This window comes from Vibrio sabulosilitoris (genome assembly GCF_055391395.1).
In genome coordinates this window covers 2,390,399-2,408,316 of sequence record NZ_AP029599.1, presented here as the reverse complement: position 1 = coordinate 2,408,316, position 17,918 = coordinate 2,390,399, and the positions used below count along the sequence as shown (strand labels likewise).

Here is a 17,918-nt window from a genome sequence, read left to right as displayed (position 1 = left end):
ATAAAGGAGGCTAATATGAATCAAGAGGTTAATAGTCGTTATCGTCGGCGGTTACTCAATTCGAACCTAGATTATTTTGATGCTAGGGAGGCAGTCGAGGCACTCAAACCCAACAGCTATCAAACACTACCCTATACCAGTCGTGTGCTGGCTGAGCAGTTGGTGCGGCGCTGCTCACCTGAACACTTGAGTGCCAGCTTGCTGCAACTGATTGAGCGCAAGCGTGAAATCGATTTTCCATGGTACCCAGCACGAGTGGTGTGTCACGACATCTTAGGTCAGACTGCGCTGGTGGACTTGGCAGGGCTGCGCGATGCCATCGCAGAGCAGGGCGGCGATCCAGCCAAGGTCAACCCAGTGGTGGAAACGCAGCTGATTGTCGACCATTCGCTTGCGGTTGAGCATGCAGGCTTTGAGCCTGACGCGTTTGAGCAAAACCGAGCGATTGAAGATCGACGCAACGCGGATAGATTCCACTTTATTGATTGGTGCAAGCATGCATTTGACAATGTCAGTGTCGTGCCAGCCGGTAATGGCATCATGCATCAGATCAATCTCGAGAAGATGTCACCAGTCATACAAGCAAAAAATGGCATCGCTTTTCCTGATACCTGTGTTGGCACCGACAGTCACACGCCACATGTCGACTGTTTGGGGGTGCTTGCCATCGGTGTTGGGGGACTCGAGGCGGAAACAGTGATGCTCGGCCAACCCTCTATGATGCGTTTGCCCGATATTGTTGGTGTCGAACTTGTGGGTACTCGCCAAGAGGGGATCACTGCAACAGACATTGTCCTAGCTCTCACTGAGTTTTTGCGCGAGCAGCGCGTGGTGTCGAGTTATCTCGAGTTCTTTGGTGAGGGAGCCCGGTCTTTAACGATTGGTGATAGAGCCACCCTCTCCAATATGACCCCAGAATATGGCGCTACGGCGGGTATGTTCTATATCGATGAGCAAACCATCGATTACCTCAAACTTACCGGACGTGATCCGCAGCAAGTAGCCTTAGTCGAGACCTATGCAAAACAAGCGGGTTTGTGGGCCGATGAGTTACAAGATGCGCAGTATGAGCGGGTGCTGACCTTTGACCTTAGCAAGGTTACGCGCAATATGGCCGGCCCTTCAAATCCGCACCGACGCGTGGCAACCACCCAGTTATCAGAACGGGGTATTGCTACGGCTCACTCACTTGAAGCAGCTAAGGCTGCAGACAGTGACAATCTGCCAGATGGCGCAGTGATCATTGCGGCGATTACCTCTTGCACTAATACCAGTAATCCGCGCAATGTGGTTGCCGCGGGCTTGGTCGCGAAAAAAGCCAACCAGCTAGGCTTAATACGCAAACCTTGGGTTAAGTCATCGTTTGCGCCTGGCTCAAAAGTCGCCAAGCTCTATTTGCAGCAGGCAGGTTTGCTCGCTGAGATGGAAAAGTTGGGCTTTGGTATCGTGGCCTATGCGTGTACCACTTGCAATGGCATGAGTGGTGCGCTCGACGCAAAAATTGAGCAGCAGATCCTTGAGCGTGACCTGTATACCACCGCGGTGTTATCGGGTAATCGCAACTTTGATGGTCGTATTCATCCCCACGCCAAACAAGCTTTCCTTGCTTCGCCTCCACTCGTGGTGGCTTATGCGATTGCGGGTAGCATTCGCTTTGATATCGAGCGAGACCCGCTCGGCTATCACTCCAATGGAGAGCCGATTTATCTCAAAGATTTATGGCCTTCGGATGCAGAAATTGATGCGGTCGTCAGTGAGTGCGTGAGACCCGAGCAGTTTCAACAAGTCTATATCCAGATGTTCAAACCCGAGTCTCAAGCCAAGCTTATTGCTCCCCTGTACGCATGGCGTGAGCAAAGCACCTATATCCGCCGTCCCCCATACTGGCAAGGGGCGCTTGCTGTGCCGCGCACGCTCAGTGGGATGAGACCGTTGGCGATATTAGGGGACAATATTACCACCGACCACTTGTCACCTTCCAACGCTATCTTGCCCACGAGTGCTGCTGGCGAGTACCTAGCTAAGATGGGGCTCGCACCGGAGGATTTTAATTCCTATGCCACGCATCGAGGTGATCACTTAACCGCGCAGCGCGCCACTTTTGCCAATCCCAAACTGCTTAACGAGATGATCACCGAGCAGGGAAGTGTTGTCCAAGGCTCGCTGGCGCGAGTAGAGCCGGAAGGCAAAGTGACTCGGATGTGGGAAGCGATTGAAACCTATATGGCGCGCCGACAGCCATTGATTGTGGTCGCAGGTACTGATTATGGTCAAGGCTCTTCGCGCGACTGGGCAGCAAAAGGGGTACGTCTTGCGGGTGTCGAAGCGATAGTCGCGCAAGGGTTTGAGCGTATTCATCGCACTAACCTAGTCGGGATGGGCGTGTTACCGCTTGAGTTTCAGTCGCCAATGAATCGCCATACCTTAGAGCTTGATGGCACGGAAACCTTCGATGTCACCGGCGATATCACACCGGGTGCGCAATTGGCCCTCGTCATTACCAGGGCAAATGGCGAAAAGCTTGATGTCGCAGTGACTTGCCGCCTTGATACCGAGGATGAGGTGCGGGTTTATCAAGCCGGAGGGGTATTGCAACGCTTTGCCCAAGAGTTTCTCAGCTAAGGACAGTGTTATGAACAAGCAGATTGCGATACCGGCGACTTATATGCGTGGGGGAACCAGCAAAGGCGTCTTCTTTAGTTTGGATGACCTGCCGGCTGCAGCGCGTGAGCCCGGCATTGTACGGGATCAGTTGCTCCAGCGCGTGATTGGCGGCCCTGATCCCTATAAGGCCCAAATTGATGGTATGGGAGGCGCTACCTCGAGCACCAGTAAAGTGGTGATTGTCAGCCGGAGCGAGCGTGAGGGTCACGATGTAGACTACCTATTTGGTCAGGTGTCCATTGACCAACCCATGATCGATTGGAGTGGTAACTGTGGTAATTTGTCCGCTGCAGTAGGGCCTTTTGCCTTGCATGCTGGTTTGATTGATCCCCAGCTTGTGCCTGATGACGGCCATGTGCAGGTGCGAATTTGGCAGGCAAATATAGGCAAAACAATCTTAGTCGATGTTCCGGTTTGTGATAGTCAAGTCAAGGAGTTGGGTGATTTTTTCCTCGATGGTGTCACCTTTGCAGCTGCAGAGCTTAAGGTTAGTTTTGTCGCGCCAAACGATGATGATGAAAAGCTGTTTCCCACTGGCCAGCTTATCGATGAGCTCGAAGTACCGGGTGTAGGGACTTTTAACGCAACGCTAATTAGCGCAGGGATCCCGACGATATTTATAGATGCTGAGTCAATGGGACTTTCGGGCATAGAGAGTCAGGCACAGGTTAATTCTGATACGGAGCTGCTCGACAGGTTTGAGCGCATCCGCGCCTATGGGGCATGCCAAATGGGGCTGATCACAGATCTTGAGGAGGCGAAACAGCGTCAACACACTCCGAAAGTCGCCTTTGTCAGTCCGGCGCAGGACTATGTCTCGTCGAGTGGCAAAACGGTAATGAAGCAAGACTATCAACTGTCGGTAAGAGCGCTGTCGATGGGTAAGCTGCACCATGCAATGATGGGCACCGCTGCTGTGGCCATCGCGAGTGCAGCGGCGATTCCGGGTACTGTGGTCAACCGCGCTGCTGGTGGTGAGTCGCGACAGCGGATTGTGTTTGGCCACCCATCGGGAACGTTAGCGGTGGGAGCACAAAGTAGTCAAGAAAATGGCACTTGGCAGATCAAGGCAGTGACAATGAGCCGCAGCGCTAGGGTGTTGATGGAGGGGGCGGTGCGAGTGCCGCAACACCTTACCAAATAGCGTTTTAATCGAAAGTGGAATTTTTGCTTTCTCGGCTTGCGTGAAAGCATTAGACAGCGCCAATCGCGCTGGAGGGAATGTTATGTCTGAATATCACAAGCAATATCAGTTAGCTCAATCGCACCCTAAGCAATTTTGGCTCGAGCAAGCCAAGCACCTCGACTGGTTCACACCGCCATCGGTTGCCTTTGAAGCCGATGACAATGGCATCGAGCGCTGGTTTCCAGATGGCGAGCTCAATACCGCTTGGTTGGCGTTGGATGTGCATTGTCAGCAGGGGCGCGGCGACAAGGTAGCGTTGATCTATGACTCCCCAGTGACAGGGAGTCAACAAACCTACACCTATCAACAGTTGCGCGACAAGGTGGCCAAAGTTGCAGGCATGTTGGCGGATCAAGGGGTAACACGCGGAGATCGCGTGGTGATCTATATGCCAATGATCCCTGAGGCGGCAATGGCGATGCTAGCTTGTGCGCGCATTGGTGCCATTCATTCGGTGGTGTTCGGTGGTTTTGCGGCCAGTGAGTTAGCGGTGAGAATTGAAGATGCTGAGCCCAAGCTGGTGCTCACTGCTTCATGTGGTATCGAGATAAATAAGGTCATTGAGTACAAGCCACTGATTGACCGTGCCTTGATGGAGAGTCGTTGGAAGCCGGAAAAAGTTATTGTTTATCAAAGGCCCCAGTGCCAAGCACCATTGATTGCGCCGCGTGATCTTGATTGGCAGGCACAGGTTGAGCACGCCAAAGCGCACCCATGTGTGCCGCTGCGCTCAACTGACCCGCTGTACATTCTCTACACCTCGGGAACAACCGGTAAGCCGAAGGGGGTCGTGCGTGACAATGGAGGGCATGCGGTTGCGATGAAGTATTCAATGAGTGCCATTTATGCTATGCCGCAAGATGGTGTTTACTGGGCTGCGTCAGACGTAGGCTGGGTGGTGGGGCACTCTTATATTGTTTACGGCCCACTTATCCATGGTTGTAGCACGATTCTTTATGAGGGTAAGCCGGTGAGAACTCCGGATCCCGGGGCGTTTTGGCGCGTGTGTGAGCAGTATCAAGTGGATGTGCTGTTCTCAGCTCCAACGGCGTTTCGCGCGATTAAAAAAGAAGATCCCGATGGGCAGTTGATTGGTCGATACGATCTCAGTGGGCTCAAAAGTATCTTTATGGCCGGGGAGCGTCTTGACCCGCCGACTTTGGAGTGGGTAGAGAGCAAAACCACCAAGCCTGTGATTGACCATTGGTGGCAGACTGAGACGGGCTGGGCGATTGCCGCCAACCCGATGGGGATTGAACCCATGTTAGTCAAAGCGGGTTCTTCTACCAAGCCGACCCCTGGCTACGATGTGGTGATCTTGGATGAAAGCGGCCAGCCTCAAGAGGCTAATAAGCAGGGCTTTGTGGCATTAAAGCGTCCGCTGCCACCGGGTTGCCTACCAACTGTTTGGCGCAATCATGATCGTTTTGCCAGTGGTTATCTGAGCCAGTTCCCTGGTTACTATGTGTCGGGGGATGGCGGATATCTCGATCAAGATGGGTATTTGTTTATCATGGGGCGCATTGATGATGTGATTAACGTGGCTGGGCATCGCTTGTCGACAGGGGAAATGGAGGAGATTGTCGGCGGACATCCGGCCATTGCAGAGTGCGCTGTGGTTGGTGTGCATGATGATCTCAAAGGTCAGTTGCCGCTTGGGCTGGTGGTGCTAAAGGATGGTATTAATGTCGATGTGACTGAGCTTGAGGATGAGTTGGTAAATCAAGTAAGAGACCAGATTGGTGCGGTAGCGTGCTTTAAACATGCTTTAGTTGTCGATCGTTTGCCTAAGACGCGCTCGGGTAAAATCCTGCGTCGCACCATTCGACAAATCGCCGATGGCGAGCATTATACCGTGCCGTCAACCATTGATGATCCTACGAGCCTTGGTGAAATAGAGCGGGTGCTTGGCCGCTAATTGGTATGGCAAAAAAACAGGCAGGCGCTACGCGACAGTAGTGCCTGCCACGCGTGTCTATACAAGCAAATCGACGATGGCTTGATAGTGAAACTCTTTTGCTAACTCAATCGGCGTTTTGCTATCAAACCCTTTCAATTCGGTATTTGCACCCGCTCTAATGAGCAGTGATGCAGCCTCAAGGTGACCATGCCAGATGGCATCGTGCAAAGGTGTATAGCCATTGTTCGGTCCTTGGGAGTTAATTGTTTCAGCAAACCCGGGATAGTGAGATAGAACCCGGATGCACTCGGCATGGCCATTGTAGGCTGCCTTGTGCAGAGGGATGGCTTTCATATAGTGATCAGGAATGGTCTGATCACCGCCTAAATCCATTAGCGCTTTTAAAGTCTCGGCTAGGCCATCCCTTGCGGCCACCATTACCGCGGTATGTTCATCGTTCCCGGAGCAGGTGACGGCAGTGGTGGTGTTGAGTGTCGACAGGTCAGAGAGACTGCGCAGCTTCTGTGCCTTTTCATTATCGCTTAACTCGGTGTCGGTCACGATAGCATAGGCAGAGAGCTGTTGGTTCAGCGCACTCAATTTCTGTTTATAGCGGGCAAAGTAGCCCGCCATTTCTGTGCTTTGTTGTGCGCCAAAGGCATCTGCTTCACTCGCGCCAAAATCAATTAACTGCTCGGCTCTAAGGCCAAAGGTTGAGATGATCTCGATATTAATGTCCGGTTCTTGAAGCAGTATTTTGACCACTTCGGGGTTCCGATGCCAAACGGCAATCATCAGAGGCGTGACACCGTGTTTGGGGGTTTGAAGATTGACCAAAGCACCAGCCTCGAGCAGTCGTCGTACCCATTTGGCCGAGGATTGCTGTGCTGCAATATGCAGTGGTGCATTACCCATTAACGGATCGAGCTGGTTACAGTCAGCACCCTCGTCTAGCGCAAGAAGAAACGCCTTGAAGGCGTCATCGATGATGGTTTGATGAAGCGTTGGTATCGTCATATGTTCTTAACCCTGTTTTTGATCAAAGTGTAGTTGAACATTGTGGACAGGATAGTGATTTATAAGTCTTTTACTTGCATTATATTGATATCTAGGCGATCGTTTTTACAATAATTGAATGACTGTTCAAATAAAGGAGAGTGGCGTCATGATTAAGTTCTATTTTCATCCAACACCCAACCCGATGAAGGTGGCTTTGTTTCTTAATGAAGCTGATCTGGAGTTTGAGCTGATCCCAGTCGATACTAGGAAAGGGGAACAGCACACTCCAGAATACCGAGCTATCAACCCTAACGGCAAGACACCCGCTATCATCGACGGTGATCAGTGCGTGTTCGATTCAAACGCGATTCTACTCTACCTTGCAGATAAAACCGGACGGTTCGGTGGACGGCCGAGTGATCGCGGAGAAATCCTGTCTTGGCTGATGTTCATCGCCTCGGGTCTTGGTCCTTTCTCTGGTCAGTCGGTGCATTTTCGTTCCGCTGCGCCAGAGGGACTCGATTATGCGGCAAACCGCTATTTCAGAGAAGCGCAGCGTCATTATGAGGTACTTGATCAACAGTTAAACGGGCGACAGTATATTGTTGGTGATGACTACAGTATTGTGGATATGGCCGCCTGGGGCTGGATCGATCGCGTCGAGCGTGTATTAGGCGAGGGGGCGTTGATGCAGTATCCCAATATCGAGCGCTGGTTTAATTCAGTCAATCAACGTCCTGCTGTTGCTAGGGCGAGGCAAACTGGCGAGGGTATTGCCTTTAAGTCCGATCTTGACGAGCAAGCCAAGCGTGCACTCTTCCCATCCAATTACCCAAAATAAAGTTAACAGGTAACTTAGGCGGGCGATCAAACCAAGGGTCAGACAGAGGTTGACTTAGTGAATACTTGGATACGATATCCGGCGAACAGCTAGAATGACAGTCAATACGCTATGAAAAGACTCATGGCGTATTGACTCTAACGATGGGGCATGTCCTTTAGAAAATGGCGAGTTTTGATAAAAAAGTCATCAATCGCCTCCAACGCTTGCTGTTTATCTCGCTCTTTAAAGCTGGTGTAGATGCGCTCCCTCAAGAGTAAGCTTTGTGCACGGCTACCCTCAATTGAAAGGATCAACTCAACCTTGTCTCTTCGCAAGATTAATAACGCTTGGAAGAGTCTAAGAAAAAGGATGTTGCGCGATATTCTTGCCATCTCCAAATCAAAAGCGTCGAGCGCGTCGGCGAACTCCTTGATATCTCGTGACAGGGTGTGTTTAAGTTGGGTAAGACGGTGGTGGATGGTGTCTAAATCTAAATTGTTGCAGTGATTATACGCCTGCTCATAAATGCCTTTTTCTAGCACATCACGAACCACTAATAGCTCTTCGACTGAGGCACTGGTCTCACAGAATGCCCAACGAACAGAGGAAGAATTGACCCATAAATCCGGGTGTTTGACAAAGGTACCATTACCTCTTTTTATCTCGACTAAGCCTGCCATGGAGAGGCCACGCAGTGCTTCACGAATACGTCCCCGAGCCACACCAAACTGCATCGCCAAATCTCGCTCGTTGGGTAGTTTTTCATTCGGCACATATTTTCCATCAACGATTTGCTGACCTAGAGTATCAATAATATCTTCTGTGATTGTCATGGTGAACAGAAATTTTCCGGTTAACTTACACCTGTTTCAAGCATTGTTGTTATTTTTCATAAGATTGTCAAAGCTATCCCTTTCTCAATACTCCTAAGTTTGAAGCACCTTTCCCATTGCTGTCCTTGAACAGTCGCAAACAAGACTACCAGATTTAAACTATTTGAGTAAATTGGTATTACCAATTTTTGATAATTAACGAATAAAACTTGCTCCGATGTAGAAAACTGGTGATAAGTCACAAATGCTGGTCTGGGTTGTTATCCACAAGACATAAACTGGCGCTAGTCACAGTTTTTTAGTGAGGGATGAAATTATATTGGTACTACCAATTAGGTCGAGTTGGCTGTTGGTTTGGTTGAATAGGAGGTCAGATGGGGAATCGTTTTAGCCAGTATTTATATAAGTTAATCAATTATCTTGCGATTGCTTCTTTACTTTGTATGGTGTGCTTTGTTCTAGCCAATGTACTGTTGCGTTATTTGTTTAACTCAGGCATTCCTTGGTCTGAAGAGTTATCTCGCGTATTTTTTGTCTGGGTTGTCTTTCTTGGCATTATAGTTGGCTGTAAAGAAGGCTCGCATTTGATGGTGGATGTGATTGTAGAGCGCTGTAGGCCAAAACTGAAAAAGGGTCTACAAACCCTCTCCTTAGTCGTTGTCATTTTGGTCAGTATGAGTGTGCTTATCGGTGGGAGTAAACTCGCTGCCCTAACACATAATCAAGGCCTTCCTTCGACGGGTTTACCGAGTTCTGTCATTTATCTCGCGGGGGTATTTGCATCGATTCTGATCATTGTCATTACTACCGGTAATCTTTACTCACTTCTGTTCAAGCGTGGGGGCAAGGCATGATTTACTTTTTCTTGATCTCTTTGTTCATCATGCTCTTTATCGGCGTTCCTGTGGGCTTTGCCATGTTGGCATCCGGTGCCATGATGCTCGCAGTGTTGGGTATTTATGATCATCAAATCATGGCGGAGTATTTTATCAATGGGGCGAATAACTTCTCATTGATGGCTATCCCGTTTTTTATCTTGACCGGTGAAATAATGAAGCGTGGCGGCGTATCGACGCGGATAGTGGAGTTTGCCATGTCGCTGGTGGGACATATTCGCGGTGGACTTGGCTATGTGGCGATTATCTCTGGGTTAATATTTGCAGGTTTATCTGGCTCAGCGGTCGCCGATACTGCTGCTCTTGGAGCGATCTTAATCCCAATGATGCTGTCGAAAGGCTACTCGAAAAAATCCTCCACCGGGATAATCTGTGCAGTCGGCATTATTGCTCTGGTTATGCCTCCGTCCATCCCTATGATTGTCTTTGGTGTTATAGGTGGAGTGAGTATTACTAAGCTCTTTATCGGCGGAGCACCCGTCGCACTATTAATGTGTGTCGGCTTATGGCTGTGCTGGAAGTTTATTTATCGAAACAGTGAGACGCCTACCTATCCAAAACGCACCAGAGCAGAGGTGTGGACGCTGTTCAAGGATGCCATCTGGGCATTGATGCTGCCGATCATCATTATTGTAGGTTTGCGTGGTGGGGTGTTCACTCCCACAGAGGCTGGGGTAATTGCTGCCGCTTATGTCACCATTATCTCGGTGGCTTATCGTGAGCTCAAACTGAACGATATGTATGAGATTTTTCTATCGAGCATCAAAACCACAGGGATTGTAATGTTTATCGCGGCCTCTGCTATGGTCTCTGCCTATGCGATTACTGTGGCTCGTATTCCGAATGAGCTCGCGAGTTTACTCAACTCAATCTCATCTGACCCAACGATTATACTATTGATCATAATGGTGTTTTTGTTATTTATCGGTTGTGTGATGGACTTGGTGCCTGCGATTCTGATTTTTGCCCCTGTGCTGCTACCAGTGGTGACTGGTTACGGTATCGACCCGGTGTACTTTGGTGTCTTAATGGTGATCAACCTCAGCATTGGGTTAATCACACCGCCAATCGGCACGGTATTGTACGTTGGCTCGAGTATTTCGAAAATCGGTATTGGCGCCGTTGCCCGTGGCGTCTTACCGTTCTTAATCGTCCACATCGCGATACTCATGCTCGTTGTGGCCTTCCCCCAAATCATTCTGTACCCAATACAGCTATTAGGATAGCGAGGAGTTTGTATGTTAGGTTTTAAACGGATAATACTACTGTGCGTCACCGCTTTGTTAGCATTCCAAAGCCATGCGTTTCTCGGTTTGTTTGGCAGTGATAGCAAAGAGATAAAAATTGCCCATTATTGGCCGGAGACTCATCCCCATCATATTGCTTTAGAGAAATTTAAGGCGAATGTTGAGGAGCGGACAGACGGCGAGCTTACTGTATCCATCTTCCCCAATGCTACTCTTGGCAACGAGAAGCAGATGATCAATAGTATCCGAAACGGAACGATCCAAGCGGCTATCTTTGGCTCTTTGATGCAAGATCTTGACTACAAGCTTGGTTTTGTTGAAATGCCGTTCTTGTTTCGAGATTACGAGCATGTACAAAAGTTTTATGACTCAGACATCTCTCACGATATCGAAAATACATTTGAAGAGTACAACGTTAAGCATCTAGCCAACATTATTCTTGGTTTTCGCGTCATAAGTTCCAACAAGCCTATCGCTTCACCTGATGACTACAAAGGGGTTCGTTTAAGAATTCCTAATGCCTCAACCTTTGTCGCTATGTCAAACAATTTAGGTGTAAACGCGCAGACTATGGCCTACACAGAAGTGTTTACTGCCCTTGAGCAAGGGGTGGTTGATGCGCAAGAAAACCCGCTAAGTTCGATCAAATCGCAAGGCTTTCATGAAGTACAAAAATATATCGTTGTCACCAATCACATGTTTACGTCTCTAAATCTGGGAATGAACAAAGATTTTTACCAGTCGCTCAGTGAGGATCACAAAACAATCATAGATGAGGAGTCTAAGCAATTTGGTCAGCTCGCATCGAAAATGACCATCGAAGAGAATGATTCAACACTGGCATACTTTGAGGCACAAGGATTAGAGATCATTCAACCGAGTGATGAGTTTTACAATTGGAATGTGTCAGCTGTAGCGCCAATCTATGAAGACGTATTTGAGAAATACGCTTGGAGTAAAGACTATGTTGATGCAATTCGAAAGTTGTGAATGCTCTAACTGGTAACCCTGTCATAGCGAACAGGTGGGTTACTAATAGTGTTCAATAATTAGTCAGCAATAAAGCTCGGCAAATCTTGTTTTCCGAGCTTTTGTTGATCTTACAGCAAGTAGATTGTGTCGAATGGGTATATAACCGATGTGTTGATGTACGTTCGAATAAGGGACTAACAGTGAAGGTACTACTTGTGGTGTTAATGTTATCATTGGCAGGCTGCACCAATATTTATATGTCTGACAGGGCGATCCCGATAGGAGAAAATGAGTTTCTGACTATTGTTGAGGGATCAACTAAGACCAAAACATTCAACATGTTGCTAGGGATTATGAAATCAAGGTGTGAGGTTGAGCAGCGGCCCAACTTTGAGGTGATTGAGATTAAGCAAACTCAAACAGGGGAAGTCACGGTTTTTGAAACCAAGAAGACCACTAAGGAAATATGGATATTTACTGAGTCACAGGTGGAGAATGAAGTCCAACAAGGTTTTGAAATCGAGGCGAAATTTAGGTGTGTTGCGCAAGCAAATAACATTCAACTAGCCGGATAGTGAGACTAAAATCTAGTTTTCTTTCACCCCGCTGTAACCAACGGGGCAAAAAGAGTGAGGCACAATTTAGGTTGCCGCTGATGCGATTAGGATTCTTTTGCTTCGCGCTTGTGTTTAGGTACGTAGTTTAGAATCGAAATCGGCACTGGTTTGCGTGGGGCAAAGCCTTCGACCTCGCGTCGCTCAATAAGGTGGCCCAAGCGACTTTCTATCATACACAAGTTCTTGAAGTTGTCCTTTGATACGAACGAGATGGCTTCACCTTGCGCGTCAGCGCGGCCAGTACGGCCAATGCGGTGGACATACTCATCGGCAGGGAAAGGCAGATCGTAGTTGATTACTCGGGTGAGCCCTTCGATATCGATACCACGCGCGCCGACTCCAGTGGCAATCATATATTGGATCTTGCCCGCTTTGAAATCTGCCAGGAGCTGAGTGCGAACAGCTTGGCTGCGACCACTGTGAAAAGCCTCGGCGTGAATACCACGCTTCTCTAACTGGGTAGCTAGCTTGGCTGCGCCGTGTTTGGTCTCAATGAAGATAAGCGCTTGATCCCATTTATTTTCTTGAATTAAGTGGCTTAACAGTGCTGATTTCTTGTCTTTGTCGACCGTGATCAGCCACTGCTCAATATTCGCTTTCGAGGCTTGATTAGCAGCAATACTTATCTCATAAGGGTCATGAACCGCCGTTTTTGCTAGATCGCGTACCTTATTGGATAGAGTCGCTGAGAAGAGTAGGTGCTGAATGTCAACCGGCAGGCGGTCGAGGATTTTATTGATGTCTTCAATAAAGCCCATGTCGAGCATACGATCCGCTTCGTCAAGAACTAGCATTTCAACTTCTTCAAAATACACCGCACGCTTGCCATACATATCCAAAAGACGACCAGGTGTTGCAACCAAAATATCCACGCCCGAAATCAGTGCCTGCTTTTGTTGCTGCTCATCAACACCACCGTACATCGCCAGTGATGTCAGGGATAGCTGCTGACCATAGTCTCGGATCTTACTTTCAACTTGGATAGCTAACTCGCGAGTGGGGGCAAGAATAAGACCACGAATTCGCTTTTTGCGTTGTGTTTGACCTTGGCTGAGCTTTTCAAGCATAGGGAGGACAAAGCTAGCGGTTTTACCCGTGCCGGTTTGCGCCGCAGCAATCAAGTCATCGCCTCGAAGAATGACAGGGATCGCCTGGTTTTGGATAGTGGTGGGCTTGCGGTAGCCAAGTTGCTCAAGAGCAGAGTTCAGTGGTTGGCTTAGGCCAAGTTGTGCGAAAGGCATGGTGGTTCTCTATTGAATAAAGTAGGGCGATATACCCAAGTGATGTAGAGTTTAGCATGTTATCACGGTGATTTAGAGTCGAGGGAGACAGATATTTTACCTTTATTCTAAGCGCTTGTGTAAGATGCAAAGGTAACCAAAGTCTAGTTAGACGCGAAACCGCCTTTTGGTTTGTTAGTGGATAGGCAGGGTCAGCTAGAATCTAAATTAGGACTAGCGCAAGTAACCCCCGAGAAAGTTATCATCGATATGTTTGACAAGATTAAAGCGTACATTAACCCGAGTGAAAACCCAGAGCTTGTTATCGGCGAAGCGCTTGCTGAACAACCCTTACCGACATTATGGCTACTGGGGAAAACCGGGGCAGGGAAATCATCATTTATTCAAGCGATGACACGGCAGTCGTCGGTAGAGGTCGGTAATGGTTTCGCTCCCTGCACCCAACATGCTCAGGAGTACCAGTTTCCGCTGCAAAAGCCACTATTGCGTTTTTACGACTCACGTGGGTTGGGGGAGGTTGACTACGATGCGAAGGATGATCTCGCGATATTGAGAGAGTCGTGTCACGCGATTATCGCCTTGGTCCGGCTTGATGAGACTGAGCAGGGGGCGCTGCTCAATGCCCTTAAGATTGCCAAACGCCAGGGTAAAATACGTCACTTAATATTGGTGACCAGCCATTGCCTGTTAGTCGGTGATAAGCAACGTGAGCGGCTAAATCAGTTCCAACACGCACAGGTTGAGATGGCATGGGGTGAGCCAATCGTCTCACAGACTGTCGATTTTGTCGGTGATCATCAAGGTCCTTATAATCTCGAGCCTTTGATTGATAAGTTGAGTGAGGTATTGCCTATGGTGGCGCTGCTAGCCAGTGAGCAAAACCACCGCAACCTAGAAGAGCAAAACTTTGCCCATCTAGAAAAAGAGGTTCTTTGGTACGCTGGCGGGGCATCAGGCTCTGATCTTGTTCCTGCAATTGGTCTTGTCTCAGTACCTGCTATTCAAGCAAAGATGCTGCACAGCTTGGCCAGTCAATATGGGCTCGAGTGGAGCAAACGAATGTTTAGTGAGTTCATCGCTGCGCTTGGAACTAGCGTCGCACTGCAGTACTCAATCAAATTGGCCAGCCGTCAGGTGATCAAATTGATCCCAGGTTACGGTCAAACGGTTGGCGCCGTCAGTGCTGCAGTGATGAGTTTTGCCACAACCTACGGCTTAGGCAGGGCAGCGTGTTACTACTTCTACCATCTGCGCGAAGGCAAGCCGGTTTCTGAAACAACACTGCGCGAGGTGTATCAGCGTGCATTAAAACGGGGGCAATCGGCGGCAGGTCATGAGAAAAATTAAGCAACTGTTTATCTTACTCTATCAACTGAGTGGTGGTCGTTGGGGGATCGCAGTAGCGTCAGCTGTGTTACCCATGGTGATTATGGCGGGATTTGGTGTGACTCTGGCGTTTAAACATGGCTATCTGTTGCCTTTGTCTCTGTCTATTGCCATCTCGACCTTAGTTGTGAGTCTCCCTCTGTATTTGATGCGCCAGAGAGCGAAACCTGTGCCTCCAAGTGACAACTCTGGCTCAATACCGCTCACTCAAGGGCAAGAAGAGAGTCTCGTCGAGCCTAATGAGGATTGGTCACAGGCAGAGCTGGCAATTTGGCAACGCAGCCAAGCCTTTTCGCGCTCTCTGATCAGCGGAGAAACGCTTTGGTCGGATTTAGACGCGGCGGCACTCGAGTTGCTAAGCTTTATTGCCGAGGCCTATGACAAGAAAGCACTGGATTTCACTCTACCAGAGGGGCTTAAGCTTGCCGAAGAGGTCAGCCGTCGCTACCGTAAATTGCTCGATGAGTATGGCTTTGCTCTTGAAGCAATTAAGGTGTCACATTTAAAGTCGGGCTATGACTTTTATGAGCAATATGGAGAGGCTGGTAGATACGGTGTCAAAGCTGCTATTTGGCTTAATCATGCGAAGAATCTCTATATTAATCCGGTAAAGGCTATCTCGGATATAGGTACTCAGCAGTTCAGTGCCAACATGACACGTGGCTTGGTAGATGATCTGCAGCTTAGCGCGAAACAGGCCCTATTGGATGAAGTAAGTTACGTTGCGATCGAGCTGTATAGTGGACGATTTCTATTTGAGCAGGAGCAAGTGGTGCCCTCACAAGCCGCGGTTGATGATTTATCTCGCCAGGCTGTACCTCTCGAACCAGTGAGGATCGTTATAGTTGGGCAGGCAGGAGCTGGGCGCTCTTCACTGGTTAATCAGTTCTCTGAGCACCTTCAAGCCGAGGTCGATGTGTTGCCAAGTGCCAGCGATGCGAATGTTTATCGTGCACTGTTACAAGGGCAGGAGCTACGAATTATTGATTTGCCAGGGCTCGATGGCAGTGAAAAACGAAGCCAAGCGTGTTTAGAGCAAGTAGTGCAAGCTGATATCGTATTGTGGGTCCTTAGAGCCAATCAGTCGGCGCGTGAGCCAGACAATCAGCTCAAGCAACATATCGAACGCTTCTATGCAGACTCCTCCAATATTTCTCGGCAAAAGCCAGTGGTGATTGGTGTGCTAAATCAAGTGGATCAGTTATCACCGATTGATGACTGGATGCCGCCTTATGATCTAACTGAGGCTATTGATGGTAAGGCCAAGACGATGGCTCAGGCGATTGCTTATAATCAAAAGCTACTGGCCATCGAGACAATGATGCCTCTGTCGATAGGCCCGAATAGTGCCCATCTGGGTGTTGAAGAGCTTAAGGGGCTGATTTACAGCCACATAAACCAGGCACTAAACGTTCAGCGTAATCGGCAACGCCACGAAGCTAAATCACGTGGTGTTGGGTTGGGTAAGCAATTTTCTCGGTTAAGCAAAAGTAGTAAAAAGCTCGCTCCCGCAGTCGTAAAGTCTGCGTTACCCCAAGGGCTTAGCAAATTGATGCGTAAGTTCAGAAAAAGCGATTAATAGTTGCTGTAACTTAGTGACCAATAAGGCTTGTTTGTTAGTATCTGAGACTAATTGAAGTGCCACTGTTGTTAGTACTAAGGGCTATCGATGATTCATAGCCAAAACGGAAACTAATGAGTAGCCGCGAGCATAAGTTGGTCACGTCGGTATCGTGTTGTAGTGATTTGTTGGTCGGAAAAGGTTAGCTAGTCAAAAAGAAGCCTACCGCGAGGCTTCTTAGCGTAAAATCGTAACTCGTTATTCAACCGTCACGACTACAGGTTCGATAGATTGCAAACCGGCTGCGATTGGGTACACATTGACTGTACCTGTGCTAATAGCCACGATTGCCTGGTTATCTGGGGTTGGACGAGCAATGCTTTGATTCTCGATGACCCAACCGTCAATCGTATCAACATCGACAATACTGCCATTGTTATGCAATCCGCGGATTGAAGGTGTGAACTGAGAGCCTACCGCCATCGTTGTGCTGCTTGGGAATGGCATTACCCATTGAAAATCTGATTGTTCTTCTGAGACGTCGATGCGGATTTCTTGAGAGCGCACGCCATCGGCGCGTGCGATTAAAAGGCCATAGCCCTCATGGTGAGCTGTCACAAGGCCAGCATCATCAACGGTCAGTTCTTTGGAAGAGGTGACCACATGCCATTGAACAGAGTTGGTGACTTCTCCTTGGGTACCATCTGAATAGGTCGCATAAGCTTCTGCTTGCAGAGACTCACCGGCAACCATGTTACGAATCGGGAACTCGACAGTGAGTTCATCAATCGCTGCTTCGCCAACTTTAACTGTCGCATGATCCGAAGAGTTAACGCCCTTATAAGTTGCAGTTACCAGGCTCAGGCCAGTTTTTACGCCAAAGACAACGCCGTTATCTGAAATTGGCGCTACCTCAGGGTTGCTGCTTTTCCACTCGACACCCTCTGGATGAAGCTCATAACCATCGCTATATAGCACGCGAGCTGACATAGGCTTAGAAACACCAGAGTCGATGGTGACATTATACGGAGTGACAAAAACTTCTAATACTTCCCTCTCCTCTGCCACGGCAGATACACTGAACGCTGATGCCAGACTCACGGCAACCAGGCTATTTAACTTCCACATTGAAACATCTCCACTTAATTTAACTACCCATAAACGGCAGCGATTCGATTTATTATCACTCTATAATTGAGCTATCTAATGTTAACGACATTTATTGGCCGGTTGTTAGATGGGACGGAAAGTCTGAAAATATACTTGATATTCATGGATTTAATGATTCAGTGACACGTCATTAACGCTGGGGTGAAAACGTGTGACTAAAAATAACCTTGGAATATCAGCAAGAATAATTTGTTGGACGGGGTTCACTAATCGCTACAAAGTATCAAGTCAGATACAGGATGAATGTCGCAATAACTTGCGAAATAAGATGACAATTAAAAATCAATTTTTGGAAAAGGTTCACACTCTAACATTCTCTTGCAAAAGGTGGTTGGCTTAGTCAACACAAAGCACAGTCTTTTGAGGATAGATAACGTAATGGATTGCGCGCTATTTAAGCTGATTTAGTATTTAGGTGACGTA

General features: G+C 48.4%; 14 protein-coding genes. 10 read left to right on the top strand and 4 right to left on the bottom strand.

The features are described from left to right. Positions 1-15 precede the first annotated feature (15 nt). The 3 genes from acnD (at position 16) to ACZ5R2_RS11335 (ending at position 5,768) form a co-directional block, all read left to right on the top strand. A complete protein-coding gene (gene acnD / locus ACZ5R2_RS11345; RefSeq protein ID WP_464899486.1) occupies positions 16-2,622 on the top strand; it encodes a Fe/S-dependent 2-methylisocitrate dehydratase AcnD in 2,607 nt (868 codons plus the stop codon). A 10-nt stretch (positions 2,623-2,632) separates the two neighbouring features. Beyond that, positions 2,633-3,808, top strand: a complete 1,176-nt coding sequence (prpF, locus tag ACZ5R2_RS11340; RefSeq protein WP_464899485.1) for a 2-methylaconitate cis-trans isomerase PrpF — start codon at positions 2,633-2,635, stop codon at positions 3,806-3,808. Positions 3,809-3,890: 82 nt separating this feature from the next. Beyond that, positions 3,891-5,768 (top strand): propionyl-CoA synthetase, encoded by a 1,878-nt coding sequence (locus ACZ5R2_RS11335; RefSeq protein ID WP_464899484.1) that lies wholly within the window; start codon positions 3,891-3,893, stop codon positions 5,766-5,768. 57 nt (positions 5,769-5,825) lie between these two features. Here the strand turns inward: ACZ5R2_RS11335 and ACZ5R2_RS11330 are convergent, their stop codons facing one another. Beyond that, complete coding sequence (locus ACZ5R2_RS11330; RefSeq protein WP_464899483.1) at positions 5,826-6,767, bottom strand: ankyrin repeat domain-containing protein; 942 nt, start codon at positions 6,765-6,767, stop codon at positions 5,826-5,828. Positions 6,768-6,915: 148 nt separating this feature from the next. Here ACZ5R2_RS11330 and ACZ5R2_RS11325 point away from each other — a divergent pair, with 148 nt between their 5' ends. After that, positions 6,916-7,590, top strand: a complete 675-nt coding sequence (locus tag ACZ5R2_RS11325; protein WP_464899482.1) for a glutathione S-transferase family protein — start codon at positions 6,916-6,918, stop codon at positions 7,588-7,590. A gap of 137 nt (positions 7,591-7,727) precedes the next feature. On the opposite strand, the gene ACZ5R2_RS11320 is transcribed toward ACZ5R2_RS11325, so the two are convergent. Continuing rightward, positions 7,728-8,405 carry a FadR/GntR family transcriptional regulator gene (locus ACZ5R2_RS11320; RefSeq protein ID WP_464899481.1) on the bottom strand — a complete coding sequence of 226 codons (678 nt, stop codon included), beginning with the start codon at positions 8,403-8,405 and terminating at the stop codon, positions 7,728-7,730. Between the two features lie 374 nt (positions 8,406-8,779). On the opposite strand from ACZ5R2_RS11320, the gene ACZ5R2_RS11315 reads away from it, so the two are divergent. From ACZ5R2_RS11315 to ACZ5R2_RS11300, 4 genes are all read left to right on the top strand, one after another. Then, entirely contained in the window at positions 8,780-9,259 is a 480-nt protein-coding gene (locus ACZ5R2_RS11315) for a TRAP transporter small permease (RefSeq protein ID WP_464899480.1), read from the top strand. Beyond that, entirely contained in the window at positions 9,256-10,527 is a 1,272-nt protein-coding gene (locus ACZ5R2_RS11310; RefSeq protein ID WP_464899479.1) for a TRAP transporter large permease, read from the top strand. Before ACZ5R2_RS11315 ends, ACZ5R2_RS11310 begins: the two co-directional genes overlap by 4 nt. 12 nt (positions 10,528-10,539) lie before the next feature. After that, positions 10,540-11,538, top strand: a complete 999-nt coding sequence (locus tag ACZ5R2_RS11305) for a TRAP transporter substrate-binding protein (protein WP_464899478.1) — start codon at positions 10,540-10,542, stop codon at positions 11,536-11,538. A gap of 182 nt (positions 11,539-11,720) precedes the next feature. Further along, the gene (locus ACZ5R2_RS11300; protein ID WP_464899477.1) at positions 11,721-12,095 is read left to right on the top strand and encodes a hypothetical protein; all 375 of its coding nucleotides are present in this window, start codon (positions 11,721-11,723) and stop codon (positions 12,093-12,095) included. 86 nt (positions 12,096-12,181) lie between these two features. Here the strand turns inward: ACZ5R2_RS11300 and ACZ5R2_RS11295 are convergent, their stop codons facing one another. After that, complete coding sequence (locus ACZ5R2_RS11295; RefSeq protein ID WP_464899476.1) at positions 12,182-13,378, bottom strand: DEAD/DEAH box helicase; 1,197 nt, start codon at positions 13,376-13,378, stop codon at positions 12,182-12,184. 249 nt (positions 13,379-13,627) lie between these two features. Here ACZ5R2_RS11295 and ACZ5R2_RS11290 point away from each other — a divergent pair, with 249 nt between their 5' ends. Both ACZ5R2_RS11290 and ACZ5R2_RS11285 read left to right on the top strand, forming a co-directional pair. Next, positions 13,628-14,725 (top strand): 50S ribosome-binding GTPase, encoded by a 1,098-nt coding sequence (locus ACZ5R2_RS11290; RefSeq protein WP_464899475.1) that lies wholly within the window; start codon positions 13,628-13,630, stop codon positions 14,723-14,725. Further along, positions 14,712-16,343, top strand: a complete 1,632-nt coding sequence (locus ACZ5R2_RS11285; RefSeq protein WP_464899474.1) for a GTPase family protein — start codon at positions 14,712-14,714, stop codon at positions 16,341-16,343. Before ACZ5R2_RS11290 ends, ACZ5R2_RS11285 begins: the two co-directional genes overlap by 14 nt. 240 nt (positions 16,344-16,583) lie before the next feature. Here the strand turns inward: ACZ5R2_RS11285 and ACZ5R2_RS11280 are convergent, their stop codons facing one another. Continuing rightward, positions 16,584-17,453 (bottom strand): Ig-like domain-containing protein, encoded by an 870-nt coding sequence (locus ACZ5R2_RS11280; protein WP_464899473.1) that lies wholly within the window; start codon positions 17,451-17,453, stop codon positions 16,584-16,586. Between the last annotated feature and the right edge of the window lie 465 nt (positions 17,454-17,918).

Excerpts from the sequence above, each read along its gene's own strand:
- ACZ5R2_RS11335 (WP_464899484.1), top strand. The coding sequence starts at position 3,891 with ATGTCTGAATATCACAAGCAATATCAGTTAGCTCAATCGCACCCTAAG.
- ACZ5R2_RS11295 (WP_464899476.1), bottom strand. The coding sequence starts at position 13,378 with ATGCCTTTCGCACAACTTGGCCTAAGCCAACCACTGAACTCTGCTCTT.
- acnD (WP_464899486.1), top strand. The coding sequence starts at position 16 with ATGAATCAAGAGGTTAATAGTCGTTATCGTCGGCGGTTACTCAATTCG.
- ACZ5R2_RS11315 (WP_464899480.1), top strand. The coding sequence starts at position 8,780 with ATGGGGAATCGTTTTAGCCAGTATTTATATAAGTTAATCAATTATCTT.
- ACZ5R2_RS11330 (WP_464899483.1), bottom strand. The coding sequence starts at position 6,767 with ATGACGATACCAACGCTTCATCAAACCATCATCGATGACGCCTTCAAG.
- ACZ5R2_RS11310 (WP_464899479.1), top strand. The coding sequence starts at position 9,256 with ATGATTTACTTTTTCTTGATCTCTTTGTTCATCATGCTCTTTATCGGC.
- ACZ5R2_RS11290 (WP_464899475.1), top strand. The coding sequence starts at position 13,628 with ATGTTTGACAAGATTAAAGCGTACATTAACCCGAGTGAAAACCCAGAG.
- ACZ5R2_RS11305 (WP_464899478.1), top strand. The coding sequence starts at position 10,540 with ATGTTAGGTTTTAAACGGATAATACTACTGTGCGTCACCGCTTTGTTA.
- ACZ5R2_RS11280 (WP_464899473.1), bottom strand. The coding sequence starts at position 17,453 with ATGTGGAAGTTAAATAGCCTGGTTGCCGTGAGTCTGGCATCAGCGTTC.
- prpF (WP_464899485.1), top strand. The coding sequence starts at position 2,633 with ATGAACAAGCAGATTGCGATACCGGCGACTTATATGCGTGGGGGAACC.
- ACZ5R2_RS11325 (WP_464899482.1), top strand. The coding sequence starts at position 6,916 with ATGATTAAGTTCTATTTTCATCCAACACCCAACCCGATGAAGGTGGCT.
- ACZ5R2_RS11285 (WP_464899474.1), top strand. The coding sequence starts at position 14,712 with ATGAGAAAAATTAAGCAACTGTTTATCTTACTCTATCAACTGAGTGGT.
- ACZ5R2_RS11320 (WP_464899481.1), bottom strand. The coding sequence starts at position 8,405 with ATGACAATCACAGAAGATATTATTGATACTCTAGGTCAGCAAATCGTT.